This is a genomic window from Paenibacillus sp. GQ49 (assembly GCF_059759055.1).
The window spans coordinates 362,631-381,889 of record NZ_JCAXEL010000004.1 but is presented as its reverse complement, the minus strand read 5'-3'; the positions used below and the strand labels follow the sequence as shown (position 1 = coordinate 381,889).

Here is a 19,259-nt window from a genome sequence, read left to right as displayed (position 1 = left end):
CCCAAACTAGTTTAACAAAAAGAAAGCAAAATGTCCTCTTTGATTTCGTAACTTCGGTCAATGTGAGGATTGTTTGACAAATAGTTAGTGTATATTTAATATGTAAAAAATAATCTTGTTTTGTGTAATGGGGGTATTAAAAGCCGGTTATGAATCAATCACTATTTAATTGGATTAATCAGTATGCAGACCAAATACCGTTTCTGGACTGGTTTATGATCACATCATCCGAGTATGCGGTTTGGGTCATGATCGCACTGCTCGTTATCGTATGGTTTCTCGGCGATCCATCGAAACAACGAATTGTTTTTTATGCCTGTGTGGCTTCCATTGTAGCCCTAGTTCTGGCCAAATGGGGGATATCACCAGCGGTCGGTCATCCAAGACCTTTTGTGGAAGGGACTGTGCATCAGCTGGTTGCCCATGTACCTGATCCTTCTTTTCCAAGTAAGCACGCTTCCTTTGTGTTTGCTCTAGCGGCTGCTTCATTCTTTATTGGAAGTCGCTTCGGGTTATGGATGTTGTTACTCGCTGTGTTGACAGGCGTGTCGCGTGTATATGTTGGTGTGCATTATCCAGTAGATATTCTGGGAGGATTCATTCTCGGAAGTCTGCTTAGTGTGGTTCTGATTACAACACGCAATTATACCAAGTCGATTCCCGACTTTTTCATTAACATACACCGACGTGTTTTCCGATAGCGTCTGATCGCAATGTCTAGTGAAGTCTTGGTAGTTTAGTTTAATGAAAGAAGTCTCTTATCTCTGGTTCTGCCAAAGATGGGAGGCTTCTTTTGTGTTATGTTCGAAGTTACATGAAATTTATAGAAATTGAATCCTAACATCTACAATTCATGACGAAAGGTGACGATATATTATAAATATGTATTATTTTGAGGAGTGGGACACATGGAAGACACACGGGGGAATAAGTTGGGGATATTGAAGTTAACGATTCGAGGCAAGTTACTGACTGGTTTTCTCATAGTCGTGGCTTTGTTGATTATTGTAAGTAGCTATGCGCTAATTCAGATCCATGAAATGTCTGGCAAAGCCAATGATGTGGATCAGACCTGGATGCCGAGTGTAAGCCTCTTGGGATTGATGAATGGTGACATCTCAGATGTAGAACGATTGGCGCTGGCGATCATCGTTGAGCAGAACGAAGATGAAACAGCTAAGTTAAATGAAGCATTACAGCTGCTGCTTACCAAGATGGAGGATGAGCGTAAACAGCTGCTAACGTTCATTGAGAGCAATGATGAAGCGATGAAGCTCTACAATGATTTCAGTACGAATTATGATGCTTATGTGGCGAAAATGCCAGCATTTATCGAATTTGGTTTGAAGAACAATTATGAAGAGTCTAGTCGTTTACATAAGGAAGCTTACTCAATGTGGTACACAGCAAACGACTCGATCACCAAGTTAATCACTTTAGGTAATGAAGGATCAGACGCGGCAACGAATGAGTCTGTCGTGATGGCGGAGTATACATTTAATGTGATTTTGGTAGTAACGATTTTTGCCTTCCTGGTTGCGATATTCATTGCTTTCTTCATTGCAAGCATCATTTCACGTCCAATCAAAAAGATGAATGAAGCGGCCATGGCTATTGCCAATGGTGATCTGACGGGTGAAACGATTGTACTTAAGAACAAAGACGAATTGGGAACGCTCGCGGCTTCTTTCAATACTATGAGTGGTAATTTGCGCTCAATGATTGAATCGGTATCGATGACTTCCGAACAGGTAGCTGCTTCATCGGAGGAGCTTCTTGCAAGTGCAGAGCAAAATACTCAAGCCTCGGAACAGATCTCCCAAACAGTCGAGGAATTGGCTGTAGGTACATCTGATCAAGTTGATATTGTGAAGCGTTCTTCACAGGCGATGAATGAGATGGCTCTTGGATCGGAGCAGATTGCCGAGCTTGCTCAGAGTGTATCCGTATCTGCTGTGGATGCGGCGAATCAGTCTTCCGAAGGAAATATGATTATTCAGCAAGCGGTCGAACAGATGGGTTCTGTTCGAAATTCCATTGCTTCGCTGACTGAATTGGTTACAGGGCTGGGGGAACGTTCAGCAGAGATTGGAACCATTACCGAGGTAATCAACAACATTGCCCGGCAGACCAATCTGCTTGCACTGAATGCAGCCATTGAAGCCGCACGAGCAGGAGAGCATGGACGTGGTTTCGCCGTAGTTGCGGGAGAAGTGCGGAAGCTCGCTGAGGAATCTTCTACATCTGCGCAAAGAATTACGGATCTCGTTCAATTGATTCAGAAAGATACGGATCATGCTGTTCAGGCAGTGAAAGTGAACAGCAGTGAGACAGAAGCAGGAATCGAGATGGTTACTGCGGCAGGACAAGCGTTCGAGCAGATCTCAGATGCGGTCAACAAAGTAGCGGGTGAAATCCAGGAAGTATCTGCAGGTTCAGAGGAAATGTCGGCGAGTACAACTGAGGTTGTAGGATATGTAAGTCAAATCTCCAACATTGCTGGAGAGGCAGCGGGCGGGGTTCATAATGTATCTGCCGCAACTCAGCAGCAGTTGGCTTCGATGGAAGAGATTGCATCATCCGCAGGTTCATTATCCAAAATGGCCGAAGAACTGCAGGAGCAGATTAACAAGTTCAAAGTGTAACCAATGAGATATTCTGATACCTAAAGTGTACAGAAACATACAGACAGGATGGTCAGAATGCCATTTGATTTGTACTGTTGATGATAACAAGGGTGAGAAGCTGTTTCTCTAACGCGCATATGCGTTAGAGAAACAGCTTTTTTTGTCACATGACGCAGAGCAGGTCACAACAATGTTATTTCAGAAGTCACCAACGCTTATATAGCTGGAGAAACAAACGGCTATAATGGTAATTAATGGTGGAACTTACACTGAAATACACCATGGGGAGGAGCGATATAAACTTGCAGTCCAGAGTAATGCATACGGAATATTGATGAAGAGGAGATGAATAGTTGAACATGAAGGGGAGCTGGTGGAGACGAGTCGCTATGATCGCGTTATCGGCAGGACTACTGGCAGGGAGTTTATCGATGGGCACAGGAATTCGTAAGGCGGATGCGGCCGCCGGAAATCAGAACTATGCTGAAGCACTGCAAAAGGCCATTTACTTCTATGAGGCACAGCGCTCAGGTCCGTTGCCAGCCAGTAATCGGGTCGAATGGCGTGGTAATTCGGGCATGCAGGATGGGGCTGATGTAGGCGTTGATCTGACCGGGGGATGGTATGATGCCGGAGATCACGTGAAGTTTGGCTTTCCGATGGCTGCTTCCGCAACGATGCTCGCCTGGTCTGTCGTGGAATACGGCGACGGTTATGAACAGGCCGGACAACTGGAGGAGATCAAGGATAATATCCGATGGGCGACCGACTATTTTATGAAAGCGCATACGAAACCTAATGAATTATGGGGACAAGTCGGAGCCGGGAATACCGACCATGCCTGGTGGGGTCCTGCTGAAGTCATGCAGATGAACCGTCCTTCGTTCAAGATAGATGCTTCATGCCCGGGCAGTGATCTGGCGGCAGAAACGGCTGCAGCGCTGGCAGCGTCATCGATTGTATTTGCAGATGATGATCCGGCATATTCGGCCAGACTGCTCCAACATGCGAAAGAGCTGTACAACTTCGCAGATACATATCGGGGGGAATACACCGATTGTATCACTGATGCTGCAGCGTTCTATAACTCGTGGACAGGATACGAAGACGAGCTGGCATGGGGGGGAGCATGGCTTTATTTAGCTACTAATGATAGCGCTTACTTGTCCAAAGCCATTGCAGCTACGGACCGGTGGTCTTCTAGCGGAGGCTCAGCCAATTGGCCGTATACCTGGACACAAGGTTGGGACAGTAAACATTATGGTGCCCAGATCCTGCTTGCCCGTATTACGTCCAGTTTGAACATGCCGGAGGCGACAAGATTTATTCAGTCGACTGAGCGCAATCTGGATTATTGGACAGTTGGAGTCAATGGGACACGAGTCAAGTATACGCCAGGAGGTCTGGCGTGGCTGGATCAGTGGGGTTCGCTCCGATATTCAGCAAATGCATCCTTTATTTCTTTTGTATACTCCGACTGGGTCAGTGATCCTGTGAAAAAGTCGAGATATCAGGATTTTGCTGTTTCACAGATGAATTATATTCTGGGCGATAATCCGCGTCAGAGCAGTTATGTGGTCGGATATGGGCAAAATGCACCTCAACATCCGCATCATCGGACCGCTCACAGTTCATGGCTGAATAACGAAGATATCCCGGCTAACCATCGCCACATTCTGTATGGTGCCATGGTCGGTGGACCGGATGCATCGGATGGATATACCGATGATATCGGGGATTATGTGAGTAATGAGGTCGCAACCGATTACAATGCTGGTTTTACCGGCGCACTGGCAAAGATGAATTTGCTGTTTGGTCAGAATCATCAGCCCCTGGCGAATTTCCCTGCACCTGAGGTGAAGGGAGATGAGTTCTATGTGGAGGCTGCGATCAAATCATCAGGTGCCAATTATACGGAAATCAGAGCACAGCTTAATAATCGTTCCGCTTGGCCTGCTCGAATGGGAGATCAACTGTCTTTTAAGTATTTCCTGGATTTGAGTGAAGTGTATGCTGCCGGACGTACGGTATCGGACGTGCAAGTGACAACCTCCTATACGGAGGGGGCGACGGTATCCCAACCAGTTGTGGTGAATGCAGCCCAGCATATCTATGCCATTACGGCGAACTTCGGAAATACCAAGATCTATCCAGGTGGGGAAGGGAATTATCGTAAAGAAGTACAGTTCCGCATTACAGGCCCACAGGGTGCATGGAATGCCAGCAATGATCATTCGTTCCAGACGCTGACCACAGGCACTCCTGTGAAGAGCATATACCTTCCAGTCTATGATGCAGGGGTGAAGGTGTATGGACAGGAGCCTGGTGTTACACCAGTCACGGTTCCAGGCGCACCTGCTGGCGTGCAGGCTGTGGCGGGAAGCAGTCAGGTTAACCTGACTTGGGCCGCTGTATCCGGGGCCGAATCGTATACGGTGAAGCGCTCCGAGGTGAGTGGAGGACCATATACAACTATTGCGACGGGTGTTAATGGATTGACCTACACAAACACGGGACTGATCAACGGGACAGCTTATTATTATGTAGTGACTGCTGTGAATTCAGCAGGGGAATCATCGGGTTCTGTACAGGTGTCGGCTACCCCGCAAGCAGCTTCGACGGTGCCGGGAGCACTGACTTTAAGTGGGACAGCTGGTAATGCGCAGTCAGTCCTGACTTGGACAGCAGCCTCGGGCGCGACTAGCTATAAGGTACAACGTTCGGTGGCAGGCGGGACATATGCAGATGTGGCAACCGGATTGTCCGTGTCGACTTACACCGATACAACAGCGCTGAATGGCACCACGTACAATTACCGGATTGCAGCCGTGAATGCGAACGGACAGACGCTGTCCAATGTCCTGGCACTGACGCCTTCTGCACCTCCGGTGACGACGGGTACACTCGAAGTGCAGTACCGCAGCGGAGGGTCCGGTAATTCAAGTAATGCGGTGACTCCGCAGTTCAACGTGAAGAATACCGGAACACAAGCGATTGATCTCAGTACCGTGAAGATCCGATATTATTTCACCAAGGATGGTGCGGATCAAATGACCTTCTGGTGTGATTATGCCGAGATGGGCACGGCCAATGTTGAAGGTACATTTGTCGCAGTGAATCCGGCGAAGGGTACCGCAGATACGTATCTGGAGATTAGCTTCAAGTCGGGAGCAGGCAGTTTGGCCGCTGGAGCAGAGACCGGCGTGATTCAAACACGCTTTTCCAAAAATAACTGGAGCAATTTCGATCAAAGTAATGATTATTCCTATGATGCTTCCAAGACGGCTTTTGCCGCATGGAACAAGGTAACCGCGTATCAGGGAAACACCAAGGTATGGGGTTTGGAGCCGTAACTAGCTCAAGATCATTGGCCGAAGAAGAGCAGCATGGGCAGACCAACAGCGTTTATATTCAATTTCCACTATTCCAGGGAGGTATATATTAATGTTGAAATCAGCTGCGAAGAAAAGTTTAACAGCCATGCTGGCGGGAACCGTCATGTTGACTGGATACACCGGACTCTGGGCAGGGCCGCAGACGGCACATGCCGCAGATCAGGCCATCGAGATTCAGGCAGACAGCATTAATGAAGCCCGGTTTTTGCAATTGTATGATCAGTTGAAAGATCCGGCGAACGGATATTTTTCGCCAGAGGGTCTACCGTATCATTCCATTGAGACCCTGCTCAGTGAGGCCCCGGATTATGGTCATATGACGACGTCCGAGGCGTACAGTTACTGGCTGTGGTTGGAAACCATGTATGGTCACTACACGGGAGACTGGTCCCAATTGGAAGCAGCTTGGGACAGTATGGAGAAATACATTATCCCGGTCAACGAAGGTGACGGCAAGGAAGAGCAGCCTACGATGAGTTCATACAACCCGAATAGCCCTGCTACGTATGCAGCGGAAAAACCTTTTCCTGATCAATATCCATCGCCACTTAATGGTCAATATGCAGCGGGTAAAGACCCGATTGATGCCGAACTTAAGGCGACCTATGGTGACAATCAGACCTATCTCATGCACTGGCTGGTCGATGTGGATGACTGGTATGGATATGGCAACCTGTTGAATCCATCACATACGGCTACCTATGTGAACACGTTCCAGCGTGGGGAGCAGGAGTCTGTGTGGGAAGCCATTCCGCATCCATCCCAGGATGATAAATCTTTTGGTAAGGCAAACGAAGGATTCATGAGCTTGTTCACAAAGGAAAATCAGGTACCGTCAGCGCAATGGCGTTACACCAACGCAACGGATGCCGATGCGCGTGCTGTACAGGTGCTGTATTGGGCGAAGGAAATGGGATACAACAATCCGGAATATCTGGATAAAGCGAAGAAGATGGGGGACTATCTGCGCTATGGTATGTATGATAAATACTTCCAGAAAATTGGTAGCGCAAAGAGTGGTACACCAACTCCGGGTACAGGCAAGGATTCCAATATGTATCTCATGGCTTGGTATACGTCTTGGGGCGGTGGCTTGGGTCAAGGTGGGGATTGGGCTTGGCGCATTGGAGCGAGCCATACCCATCAGGCTTATCAAAACCCGGTTGCAGCCTATGCTTTGTCTGACCCGGCTGGCGGCTTGATTCCGGAATCAGCAACAGCGAAGGCAGATTGGAATGCTACGCTGAAACGTCAGTTGGAATTCTACACTTGGCTACAATCCCATGAAGGAGCTATCGGCGGGGGAGCAACGAACAGTCTGGATGGTTCATACAAAGCCTATCCGGCAGGCGTAAGTACATTCTATGACATGGCTTATCAGGAGGCACCTGTATATCGTGATCCGGATTCCAACACCTGGTTTGGATTCCAGGCATGGCCGCTGGAGCGTGTAGCCGAGATGTACTATATTCTTGCGGAGAGCGGTGATTTGACCTCTGAGAACTTCCAGATGGCCAAGAAGGTAATCACGAAGTGGATCGACTGGAGTAAGGATTATGTATTTGTAGGTGAGCGTCCGGTGACGGATGCGCAAGGTTATTATCTGAATGCGGCTGGACAGCGCATTTTGGGTGGAACTAATGTTCAGGTAGCGACAACGCCGGCTCTGGGAGAGTTCTGGATTCCGGGTGGTCAGGAATGGCAGGGTCAACCGGACAAGTGGAATGGATTCAGTTCGTTTACGGAAAATCCGAACTTCCGTGTAACGACCAAAGATCCAGTGCAGGACACAGGAGTTCTGGGAAGTTACGTTAAAGCTCTGACCTTCTTCGCAGCGGGAACACAGGCAGAGAACGGCACACTTAGCGCGGAAGGCCAAGAAGCCAAGGATCTGGCCGAGGCTCTGCTGGATACAGCTTGGGATTACAATGATGGTGTGGGGATTGTTACGGAAGAAGAGCGTAAAGACTACTTCCGCTTCTTTGCCAAAGAGATCTATATCCCGGCGAACTGGTCCGGAACCTTTGGTCAAGGCAACACGATTCCTGGTACAGCAGGTGTACCTTCCGATCCGGCAAAAGGCGGCAATGGCGTATACATTGGATACTCCGATCTGCGTCCGGCCATCAAGCAAGATCCGGCATGGGCTTACCTGGATAATCTGTACAAAACGTCATATAATCCGACTACGAAGCAGTGGGAAAACGGTGCACCTACCTTTACGTATCACCGGTTCTGGTCACAAGTGGATATGGCTACAGCGTACGGCGAGTATGATCGTCTCCTCGGAGATTCCGATAGTCCGGAAGTGGAAGTACCCGCTGCTCCTGCTGGCGTAACAGCAACTGGAGGAAGTGAGCAAGTGGTTCTGAATTGGAACGCAGCCGCTGGTGCAGCCTCGTATACCGTGAAACGTGCAGAAGTGAATGGTGGTCCTTATACGTCTGTAGCAACAGGGGTCACAGGATCAACATTCACGGATACAGGCTTGACCAACGGCACAACGTATTATTATGTCATCACTGCGGTGAATGCCGTAGGTGAGTCTGCACCGTCGACACAGGCATCTGCAACACCACTCGCAGGTACCGTTGTGCCAGGCGTATTCAACCTTACTGGAACGGCTGGCGATGCCCAGGCGGTACTGACATGGACTGCATCAACTGGAGCATCAAGTTATAAGGTACAACGTTCGGTAGGCACCGGGGCATATGCTGATCTGGCAACAGGTTTGACCGCACTGACGTATACCGACGCTACAGCGGTGAATGGTACGGCTTATAATTATAGAGTCGTAGCCATTAATACGAGTGGTCAGACGAATTCAAATGTATTGGTGTTGACCCCATTGGCACCTCCAGTCACAACGGGAACGCTTGAAGTACAATACCGTAATGGTAGTTCAGGAACTTCGGTCAATGCGATTACTCCGCAGTTCAATGTGAAGAATACAGGTACAACTGATGTGGACTTGAGCAAAGTGAAGGTCCGGTATTATTTCACGAAGGATAGTGCCGCTGATCTAAGTTTCTGGTGTGATTATGCACAGATTGGCAGCGGTAACGTAGAAGGGCATTTTGTTTCGATAGATCCGGCCACGGGCACGGCAGATACGTATCTGGAGATTGGATTCAAATCGGGTGCCGGCAGTTTGGCCGCGGGTGCCGAAACCGGAATCATCCAGGGACGTTTCTCGAAAAACAACTGGACGAATTTTGATCAAACCAATGATTATTCCTTTGATTCCACCCAAACGGCCTTCAGTGCCTGGACGAAAGTGACAGCTTATCAGGATGGCACCAAGGTATGGGGAATTGAACCTTAAATGAGTTGATCGACCAGCTGTAGAGTGATGTTACTCATCATACAGGTTAAGCCGGGGAGAAATCCCTGGCTTTTCTTTTTTTATGGAAAAGCAAAAATGAAATACGAAATAATCAAACGGACACCGCTGATAAATCGATCCGTATTGAGGCTGGAGGCAAAAATGTGAATTCGGGGAACGGTAATCAGCAAATGAATCATAGTAATGTTTACCATATATGCGATTTTAAAAATTAAAATCTAGGTCATATGGCATATACCCTGAATGAGAAACGGCCTAGCTCTTGTATCGCGGTAAAATCAAGCATATCAAATAGTTACAATAATTTAACCTTTCAAAAAGAAGGAATCAGCAGTGAATTTTTCCAGAAGATCATGGACAGACCCTGATACTTAGTGCTCAAGTTCGCCTATATCAATACAGGACTTTCGACTGATGAACGTTATGGATAGCCCGTTTACAATGGGGCAAGCCCGGGAGAACCAAGCCAGGTTAAAATTCTGTAACATCAGGGGGAACTCGACATCATGAACTGGAAGAAAACGATTATTACAGCAAGTGTCACAGCAACGATGCTGATGGGAAGTCTGACGACAGGAGCACTAACGGCACAGGTATCGGCAGCTGCTGTTGACAATTCACAAGTAAAAGTAATCTGGGGCGTAAACCTACGCACAACACCTTCTTCTTCTGCGAAGATTGTTCGCATGGTTGCTAAAGGGGAAACGGTAACGGTGCTTCAGCAATCCGGTTCGGATTGGTATAAGATTAAGGATTCTGCTAACCGGACAGGCTACATATCTTCTTCATCCAAATACACACAAGCGATTAGTGGCGGCACAAGCGGATCGGGTTCGAATAGTGGTACATCGGTGACCAGTAATGCATCTGTAGAAAAAGTGATTGCGGCGGGAATGAAATATTTGGGAACACCTTATGAGTTCGGAGCCAGTCGTAACAGCACAGCTACTTTTGACTGTTCCAGCTTTGTACGCCAGGCCTTCATCGATGCACTTGGCATCAAGCTTCCAGCGGATTCCCGCAAACAGGGAGCCTATGTAAAAGCCAAGGGTACAGTTCAGACGAACTGGAAAAACCTGAAACGCGGTGATCTGATGTATTTCATGTCGTATAAAGGCAGCTCTGCATCATCGTATTCGGGCGTGAATAAATCTAGCGCAACCATTACGCACACAGGGATTTACCTGGGCGACGGAAAAGTATTACACACCTATTCCAACGCTGGCGGTGGTGTAACCACTAGTGATATCTCCGGCAAACACTGGGAGTATCGCTTCCTGTTTGGTGGCAGTGCGTTGTAGGTTAACAAGAACCTTCTTAAATAATCCACGCATGTTCATATGCATACAAAACACCTCCCATTCTGCCTTTGACAGGCGAGTGGGAGGTGTTTTGGTGTTATTTATTATTTTGAAGAACTCAATCGTGATAGTACAGCCGGAACAGGATATCCTGATTGTAGTTGCCGAATCCCTCGCCATATAAGGTAAGCCCGCCTACATGCTGAGCATCTTCCTCCACCGAAAGACGAAGAGTCCATTGGTTGCGTTCAACCGGGATATCTGTGAGTGTAATGTCGGATAGATGTTGTCCATCAATAAACGTACCCTCATTGGTAATTCGCAGTACCTTGAGCATGCCGTACTGATTGACACTGTCACTCCACCATTCCGGAGTGAACATGCCGCGTCCGTTGCCTGAATCTCCAGGGCTTGTCCATTCCCCTAATCGGATGCCATTCAGCATAAATGTAATATCCGAGGGCCAATTCGGATTCACCGAAGGGGCTTCTGATCCGATCTCAAGGGACAATTCAATCGCATTGATCTGTTGTCCGGATAAAATATAGTTTGGAATTTTATACTCCACAAATCCACGGCCAAACCACAGAATATGCGCATGCATCCGCTCGGGGTCGAGAAAATAACGAGGGTCATCATACTGACCGATAACATGATTGGATGTAGCCAGACCACATGTCGGATAGACGTCAAAGTGGGTGTAGTGTCCCACAGGGACGGAAACCTCGTGCAGCTTGCGGGCTGTGCCACTTTCCTGCGGCATGGAGATGCCAATCCAGTCTACAGCAAGGCTGTTCATTTTATGTGTGCCGCCGTCTTTGCGTATCATTTTGGACTGAATAATGCCCACATCCTGAAGTTTGCGGACATGCATGGTCACGATGGCACTACTCAGACCCAGTGAAGCAGCAAGGTCTTTCACATTCATCGGAGTCTCTGCAACAAGGCGGATGATCTGTAAACGGACTTCACTGGCAAGTGCTTCATATAGGGGTAGCCATTCGGCATCGGTATTTGCTCTGATCACAATTGTTCCTCCATTTTATCTGTATAGAATTAAGTTAAACATAAATTCAGTAAAAAGAATAACATTTTGCAAAATTCAGGTTGAAATTAAGGCTATAATCGATTTTAATATAAATATGAACGTTGATCCATAGAATATCAATTAATTTTTATATTAATCTTAGGGAGTTGAAATTCATTATGGAAAAAGCAAAAATGACGGTAGATAAAGATTTTACTATTGGTGTAGTGGATAAGCGCTTGTACGGATCATTTATTGAGCATCTGGGACGTGCCGTCTATGGCGGGATTTACGAGCCAGGCCATCCATCAGCGAACGAACAGGGTTTCCGCACGGATGTGCTGGAGATGGTCAAGGAGTTGAATGTACCGATTGTACGTTATCCTGGAGGTAATTTTGTATCCGGTTACAATTGGGAAGATTCGGTTGGACCTGTGTCAGAACGCAAACGCAGACTGGAACTGGCCTGGAGAACGATTGAGACGAATGAATTTGGCTTCAACGAATTCGTGGACTGGGCAAAACAGGCTAATTCTGAAGTGATGATGGCGGTCAATCTGGGAACACGGGGTACGGATGCAGCTCGCAACATTGTGGAGTACAGCAACCATCCGGAAGGTTCGTACTATAGTGATCTTCGCATCAAGCATGGATACAAGCAGCCGCATGCGATCAAAACATGGTGTCTGGGCAACGAGATGGATGGTCCTTGGCAGATTGGTCACAAAACGGCAGATGAGTATGGACGGTTAGCTGTTGAAGCGGCAAAAGTCATGAAGTGGACGGACCCGACGATTGAGCTGGTAGCCTGCGGAAGTTCGAATCTGAATATGCCATCGTTCCCGGAATGGGAAGCAACGGTGCTGGATCATACGTATGATCACGTCGAGTATCTGTCCCTGCATCAATACTACGGCAATCAAGAGCAAGATACGCCAACGTTCCTGGCACGCTCGCTTGAAATGGATCGTTTTATCGATACCGTGAAGGCGACTTGTGATTATATCAAAGCGAAGAAACGCAGCAAAAAGACGATGTATCTGTCCTTTGATGAGTGGAATGTATGGTATCACTCCAATGAAAATGATTCGAAGATGGACCCTTGGCAGATTGCTCCGCCACAGCTGGAGGATATCTATAACCACGAGGATGCACTGCTTGTTGGATGTATGTTGATCAGTATGCTCAAACATGCGGATCGGGTCAAAATGGCATGTCTGGCACAACTCGTTAACGTAATTGCACCGATCATGACAGATACGGGCGGTGGTTCATGGAGACAGACAATCTTCTATCCATTCATGCATACGTCCCTCTTCGGACGTGGAACAGCATTGGTGCCATTGATTCAGTCTCCAAAATACGATACTAAACAAATCACAGATGTTCCTTATCTGGAAGCTATTGCGGTTCATAACGAAGAGCAGGGTGAAGTGACTGTATTTGCAGTCAACCGTCATCTGGAAGAATCCCTTCCGCTCGAAGTGGATCTGCGCAGCTTCGGGAAGTGTACCGTGATCGAGCACATCGTGCTGGAAAGTGATGATCTCAAAGCATCGAATACGGCAGCACAACCAAACCGTGTTGCTCCTCATAATCGCGGGGGTGCAGTTGTATCCGATACCCTGATTACGGCGAGCTTGGCAAAAGCATCATGGAACGTAATCCGTTTGAAAGTCCAGTAAGGGATAGCATAAAGGCACTGGACACGTGAGAGCGCAATGGCAGACATGATGCTCGAGAAGGAAGCCAGCGGTTCAGCGTGTTCCTTCAATCAAAAAAGCTGGGTGCGAGTTCATCGCATCCAGCTTTTTTTCGTCACGTGCTACGGTCTCACTTACGCTTTAAACTCAAAACTTTCGCCATCACGTGGAATGAGCACCTGACCGTCCAACTGCTCGGATGCCAGATAAGTCGCAAGATCCCTACGAGACATCACACAATGGTTAATCGCATCCATGTGCACTGCGATGACATGAGCAGATGGTGCATGGCGCTTCACGGCTGCAACGTCTGGCCCGTCCATTGTAATGGGATCACCCTCTACGAAGCGAGCTCCTCCGGCGTTTAGGACAATGACTTCAGGGCTATATTGGCGAATAGCCTCGGCGGGTTCTTCACACCAGATCGTATCCCCCGCAATATAGGTGACAGGTTCTCCATCTGCTTCAAGTACAAAGCCGGACACCTTGCCCATACGTTCACCGATTTCACCTGTGCCATGAAGCCCGGATGTACGGGCGAATCGGACAGAGTGATGCTCATGTTTTTCATCTACAGCTGTTACATTCGTGAATCCGGCACCCAGAAATACATTCTCGTCCCCAGGCTGGCAGATCAGGGGAATGTCTTTGCCAAGTTGTTTTGCCGCGGCTTCATCCCAGTGGTCCACATGGGTGTGTGTAACAATCAACAGATCCGGATTCAGATAATCCGTTTCGGTTTCGGGCAAACTCACTCTTGGATTACGTAGCTCATTCGGTGTGTTTGGAAAAGCAGGCATGACTTCGGCGTCCATCAACATCGGATCAACGAGAATGTTCAGCCCTCCGTATTCCAGCCACAGTGTAGCATTGCGAATCAATTGAATTTTCATTATATTTGCACTCCTTCGAGTTGTTTAATAGTATTACCCTATATGGTATACAACCCGTTTAACGGCGTACATAACATGATGAATGGAATTAGGCCACACTAATTTCACCGTGAAAGGATTGCTGAAGCAAGATGAATGAAATCATAGATGACACGGATATACGTATTTTGCGGATTCTGATTCAGGATGCCAAACGTTCTCACAAAGAGATCGGTGAAGAGGTTCATCTCACAGGACAGGCCGTCGGTGCAAGAGTGCGCAAGCTGCAAGATCTGGGTGTGATTGAAGGGTACACGGTAAAATGGAACCCGGAACGCCTTGGCCTCGGTCTACAGGCCTTTGTCACAGTTTTCTTGAACTCCGGCGACAGACATGCCGCCTTTCGTACATTCATTGCTGATCGTAAGGACATCGTTGAAGTCCATCGCGTCAGCGGAGAAGGCTGTTATCTGATGAGAGTGCAGACTGGCACCACAGAGCAGCTTGGCCAACTGCTTGAAGCGTTGCTATCTTACGGCAATTACAGAGTCAGTCTGTCCATAGGTGTTGAGAAATCACAGTGATATGTGGGGAACTTGCCCTCATCCATCCCGGTACTCAACAATCCTGCTTCTGTTGCTGCAAAGTCTCCTGAAGCAAGGTCACCGCCTGGTTCAACTCTTTTTTGCTCAGCAGATGATCTGTCTGAATATGAGAGCGTGTGCCGGCCTTTAAGTACAGGACAAACATGGGAGAAGCAGACAGGAGCCACTTGCTACGGGCAGGTGAAGCGAGTTCAACTTTGCGAATTTGGCTCCAAGCAATCTTCTGTTTGCCTGTGCTCAACGCATCCTCATCCCAGGATAACAATACGGCAGGGGTTCTGGTTAGTCGTGACACAAACATGAAGAATAGCGGTCCGATCAACCACATACCCAGCACGGCAGCGATGGAATAGTATATGGTCTCCAGTCTTTCCGCTTGTCCGTCCACGATGATCCATAACAAGCTCACGCACAAGAGAAGGAAAAGGAAGCATAGACTTCCCTTCCATAGAGCTGTGCTGCGTTGGTAACGAATCTGCTGATGGTCACGCTTGGGTGTTTCGGGTTGTTGCATAGATGTTCCTCCTAATTAACAATGCTGATCGATATGCCAAACGTGCCGCCTGCATAAGCAGAGCGGCATGTTCAACGTTCTGTATTTACTATAACTCAGGTTCATTACCCTGATATAGCTGAATTTTTACCTGCATCACGCGCATGGGTGTACAAGTCTGCATATACACCTTTGGCTGCGATTAGTTCCTGGTGCGGTCCTTCCTCCACAATCTCACCATTCTCCATCACCAGAATTCGATCAGCATGCATCACTGTGGACAGGCGATGAGCAATGACAATGGTGGTGCGTCCTTGGGATACCGATTCCAGCGCCTGCTGCACAAGTTGTTCCGTGTGTGAGTCCAGATTGGCGGTTGCCTCATCCAGGATGAGCACTCGGGGCTGGAACACCACGATTCGGGCAAATGAAATCAACTGGCGTTCCCCGGCGGATAGTCCGCTTCCGCGTTCGGATAAATGTGTATCATATCCTTGAGGCAAACGTGAAATCATCGCATGTGCTCCGACAAACCGGCAGGCCTCAATCGCCTGCTCTCGCGTAATATCCTCACGAAACATTCTCACATTATCAATGATGGAGCCGGAGAACAGGAAGGGTTCCTGTTGAATCAGACCCACGATCCGATGAAGCTTAGCCTGCGGCAGATGCCGGATATCGGTACCGTCAATCTCGATACTGCCCTTGTCTACATCATAGAAGCGATTGAGCAGGGAGATCAGTGTGCTTTTACCAGCGCCGGTTGTTCCCACGATACCTACCATTTCACCCGGATAGAGGTGCAGGTTCATCTGTTGGATCAAGGGACGGTCTGCCCGATAACCAAACGACACATCGTTAAAATCAATCTGGCCCATCACATTTTGTGGTTCCAGCGAGGAGGCCATACCGGTTTTGGGATCAGCAACTTCGGGCCGCGTATTCAGAATGTTCCAGATGCGATCCATTGATACGGTGGTGGACTGGAATGTATTCCATTGCATCGTAATCTGGTTAATTGGTTGAAAGAACTGACGGATATAGCTGATAAATGCATACAATACCCCGACTTGCAGGGACTCACCCAGTACAGCGCGACCTCCAAGCCAGACCATCATGACCAGAGCCGCATTGCCCAGGATATCAAACGTGCGGTTGAAGATGACATTGGAGCGGGCTTGCGCAATGTTGGCTTTCAGATGGAGCGCATTTTGTTCCGAGAAACGTTTCTTCTGTTCTTCTTCCTGGTGAAAAGCTTGAATCAAAAACATGCCGGACAAGTTCTCCGCCGTAAAAGCGATCAGACGGGAAAGCCGGGTGCGCGCATTTTGATAAGCTTTCCGCAGTCGACTACGGAATAATACCGCAACCACCGCAATGACGGGCAGAACGATCAGGGAGTATGTTGCCAGAACAGGATCAAGCTGAAACATAAAGACGATAATGAGCACCAGCATCATACCATCCCGAATCAGACTGAGCAGTACTTGAGTGAAAAAGCTGCTGATGGTCTCAGTATCACTGGATACGTTTGTGACCAGACTGCCGATATGAAAACGGTCAAAGAAGGACATGGACATCTTGGAGATATGCTTGAACAGGTCCTTTCTGATCCGGGATACAATGTTCTGTCCTACGTGCTGCAACAGATTATTCTGGATATAGGTAAAAATAAAACTGATGACAGCCAGCCCAAGAAAGATGGCTGCGAGTTGAACGAGAAAGCCCACACTGGTCTGGCCTACGGCCAGATGATCATCGATGGCGATCTTCACCAGATAGGGTTGTAACAAATCTGCCGATATGCCAAGCAGTGAACAGAAGAAGATACCGGCAAAAGCCCATTTATGCGGTTTGGCGTATGCCATCATCGCTTTAAACGAAGTTCTTTTACTCTGATCGTCTTCTGCGTCTGGGCGAAGTTCAGGGTTAGCGTTAGACATGATGTAATCCCTCCTCCTGCAAACGGTAGGTGGCCGCATATAACCCTTTGGCAGCCATCAACTGCGTATGTGTTCCCTGCTCAACAATTCGCCCTTCATCCAGAACAATAATATCGTCGGCATGACGGACTGCGCTGATGCGGTGAGAGATGATTAATGTAGTCTTGCCCTTGCCGATCTCGCGCAAACTGCGCAGAATACCACTCTCGGTGACAGCATCAACCGCACTCATGCTGTCATCCAGAATAAGTAACTGTGCTTGTTTGATCAGTCCTCTTGCAAGGCTGGTTCGCTGACGCTGTCCACCAGACAGGGTGAGTCCACGTTCGCCAAGCAGTGTATCGAAGCGATCAGGAAAACGGACAATATTATCATAGATCATGGCTTGTCGTGCACTATGTTCCACTGTATCCAGCGATACTTCCCGATCGCTAAATGCGATGTTATCCCGGATGGTGGTACTAAACAGGAATCCATCCTGAGGGACATAGGCGATGCGCGATCTTAGACTTTCCAGGGACAGCTGCCGAATATCGGTACCATTGATGCGAATCGTTCCTTCAGGTGGTTCATATGTACGCAGCAATAGCTTAACGAGGGTACTTTTACCTGAGCCGGTCTTGCCTACAATACCGACTGTTCGCCCTGCACGGATATGGAGTTGAATGTTTTGGAGAGCAGGAGATGAACTGCCAGGGTAGGAGAAGGTTAGATTCTCCATGGTGATATCTTGTACGGTTTGGAGCGCTGTGGCTTCAGGAAGCTCACGCACATCGGCTACTTCGCTGAGCAGGTCATTCACCCGCTCCAGTGATGCGCCTGAACGCTGAACGGTATTAATAACATTGCCGATCTGTTGAAGCGGTCCCATGATTATGCGCAGATATAAGGTTAAAGCGACAAAACTCCCGAGTGTAATAGAGTTCTGCATGGTCATAATACCTCCAACAAGTAGAGAAACGACCAATGAGATGGCTCCCAGCAGCGGGAGCAAAGCCTGAAACAGGGAAGACAGGCGAACAAGCCGCAGCTGTTTGCTTTTGATCGCATCGACGGTGGTTCCAAAACGTTCACGGGCACTGTCTTCGATGGCAAACGTCTTGGTGACGCGAATGCCACCCAGTTGCTCTTCCGCCGATTCCGTCATGGTAGCAAGAGCTTCCTGAACGTCGCGAGAGCGCTTGCGAATCCGCGGACCAAAAAACACGACCAGAAATGGAATCGCCAGCAAAGGAACAACACTGATTAGAATGAGGGTCAACGGAATCCCGCTAAGCAGCATCATGACAATGCAGGATAACAGCAGGAAAGTAGCATTGGTCATGAGTGTCACGCCATTGGATATCGCTTCACGTACGGAAGTAACGTCATTCATGACATAACTGAGCAGCTTTCCGTTACCCTGTTTGGAGAAATAATGTTCGCTAAGTTCGGAAAACTTACTGAATATACGCTCACGTGTCATGAATTCGAAGCGTCGACCGAGCTTCATAATCATGAATTGCCCGGTACCGAACAGCAGATTATACCCGATGGCAATAGCCAGAAGGGACAGGCTGTACCTTACGACCGTCTGCATCTGAAGCGTGTTCTGCATCAACTGATCCGTGAAGCTACCGAGTATGCGGGGCAAGGATGCTTGCCCGACATTGGAGGCAATAATCAGAAGAACAGCAACCAGATAAACAGGCCAGTTCGACACAACATAACCGCGAAGTAATCCTTTCTTGGACATAAGCGTTGTTCTCCTTTTGTTATAGGTGAAGTCAGTTCAGCAGGTGGAGTCAAGAAAAGGGCCGACACCTGTTCTTAGCGCGTCGTGCCCTCTTACTGTATGCGATCTGGTTCGTTGTTTATCCGTCATCCGATGGATTTCTCTATTCTTATTTTTGCGCTAATCCGATGGGATGTCAACGAAGCCACTTACCAAAAAGCAGGTGATTTAGA

The 19,259-nt window shown here is 48.2% G+C and carries 12 protein-coding genes; 7 read left to right on the top strand and 5 right to left on the bottom strand.

The window, feature by feature from the left end:
- The first annotated feature begins 149 nt into the window (after window positions 1-149).
- The 5 genes from AC6CIF_RS11015 to AC6CIF_RS10995 all read left to right on the top strand — a co-directional run bounded on the left by AC6CIF_RS11015 (window position 150) and on the right by AC6CIF_RS10995 (window position 10,669).
- Entirely contained in the window at window positions 150-701 is a 552-nt protein-coding gene (locus AC6CIF_RS11015; protein WP_498199619.1) for an undecaprenyl-diphosphatase, read from the top strand.
- A gap of 207 nt (window positions 702-908) precedes the next feature.
- Window positions 909-2,645 (top strand): methyl-accepting chemotaxis protein, encoded by a 1,737-nt coding sequence (locus tag AC6CIF_RS11010; protein WP_498199617.1) that lies wholly within the window; start codon window positions 909-911, stop codon window positions 2,643-2,645.
- Window positions 2,646-2,986: 341 nt separating this feature from the next.
- Window positions 2,987-5,980: a glycoside hydrolase family 9 protein gene (locus AC6CIF_RS11005; RefSeq protein WP_498199701.1), complete on the top strand. Its 2,994-nt coding sequence runs from the start codon at window positions 2,987-2,989 to the stop codon at window positions 5,978-5,980.
- Between the two features lie 91 nt (window positions 5,981-6,071).
- A complete protein-coding gene (locus AC6CIF_RS11000) occupies window positions 6,072-9,347 on the top strand; it encodes a glycoside hydrolase family 48 protein (RefSeq protein ID WP_498199615.1) in 3,276 nt (1,091 codons plus the stop codon).
- Between the two features lie 527 nt (window positions 9,348-9,874).
- Window positions 9,875-10,669: a C40 family peptidase gene (locus AC6CIF_RS10995; protein WP_076214569.1), complete on the top strand. Its 795-nt coding sequence runs from the start codon at window positions 9,875-9,877 to the stop codon at window positions 10,667-10,669.
- 118 nt (window positions 10,670-10,787) lie between these two features.
- Here the strand turns inward: AC6CIF_RS10995 and AC6CIF_RS10990 are convergent, their stop codons facing one another.
- Complete coding sequence (locus tag AC6CIF_RS10990; RefSeq protein WP_498199700.1) at window positions 10,788-11,693, bottom strand: ArsR/SmtB family transcription factor; 906 nt, start codon at window positions 11,691-11,693, stop codon at window positions 10,788-10,790.
- A 182-nt stretch (window positions 11,694-11,875) separates the two neighbouring features.
- Here AC6CIF_RS10990 and arfA point away from each other — a divergent pair, with 182 nt between their 5' ends.
- Window positions 11,876-13,381, top strand: a complete 1,506-nt coding sequence (arfA, locus tag AC6CIF_RS10985; protein ID WP_100526926.1) for an arabinosylfuranosidase ArfA — start codon at window positions 11,876-11,878, stop codon at window positions 13,379-13,381.
- Window positions 13,382-13,533: 152 nt separating this feature from the next.
- On the opposite strand, the gene AC6CIF_RS10980 is transcribed toward arfA, so the two are convergent.
- A complete protein-coding gene (locus tag AC6CIF_RS10980) occupies window positions 13,534-14,292 on the bottom strand; it encodes an MBL fold metallo-hydrolase (protein WP_498199613.1) in 759 nt (252 codons plus the stop codon).
- Window positions 14,293-14,423: 131 nt separating this feature from the next.
- On the opposite strand from AC6CIF_RS10980, the gene AC6CIF_RS10975 reads away from it, so the two are divergent.
- Window positions 14,424-14,855, top strand: a complete 432-nt coding sequence (locus AC6CIF_RS10975) for an Lrp/AsnC family transcriptional regulator (protein ID WP_498199611.1) — start codon at window positions 14,424-14,426, stop codon at window positions 14,853-14,855.
- 34 nt (window positions 14,856-14,889) lie between these two features.
- Here the strand turns inward: AC6CIF_RS10975 and AC6CIF_RS10970 are convergent, their stop codons facing one another.
- From AC6CIF_RS10970 to AC6CIF_RS10960, 3 genes are all read right to left on the bottom strand, one after another.
- Complete coding sequence (locus AC6CIF_RS10970; RefSeq protein ID WP_498199610.1) at window positions 14,890-15,390, bottom strand: hypothetical protein; 501 nt, start codon at window positions 15,388-15,390, stop codon at window positions 14,890-14,892.
- A 104-nt stretch (window positions 15,391-15,494) separates the two neighbouring features.
- On the bottom strand, window positions 15,495-17,312 hold the full coding sequence (locus tag AC6CIF_RS10965; protein ID WP_498199609.1) for an ABC transporter ATP-binding protein: 1,818 nt from the start codon (window positions 17,310-17,312) through the stop codon (window positions 15,495-15,497).
- Entirely contained in the window at window positions 17,305-19,047 is a 1,743-nt protein-coding gene (locus tag AC6CIF_RS10960) for an ABC transporter ATP-binding protein (protein WP_498199607.1), read from the bottom strand. The genes AC6CIF_RS10965 and AC6CIF_RS10960 overlap by 8 nt, the downstream gene beginning before the upstream one ends.
- Window positions 19,048-19,259 lie beyond the last annotated feature (212 nt).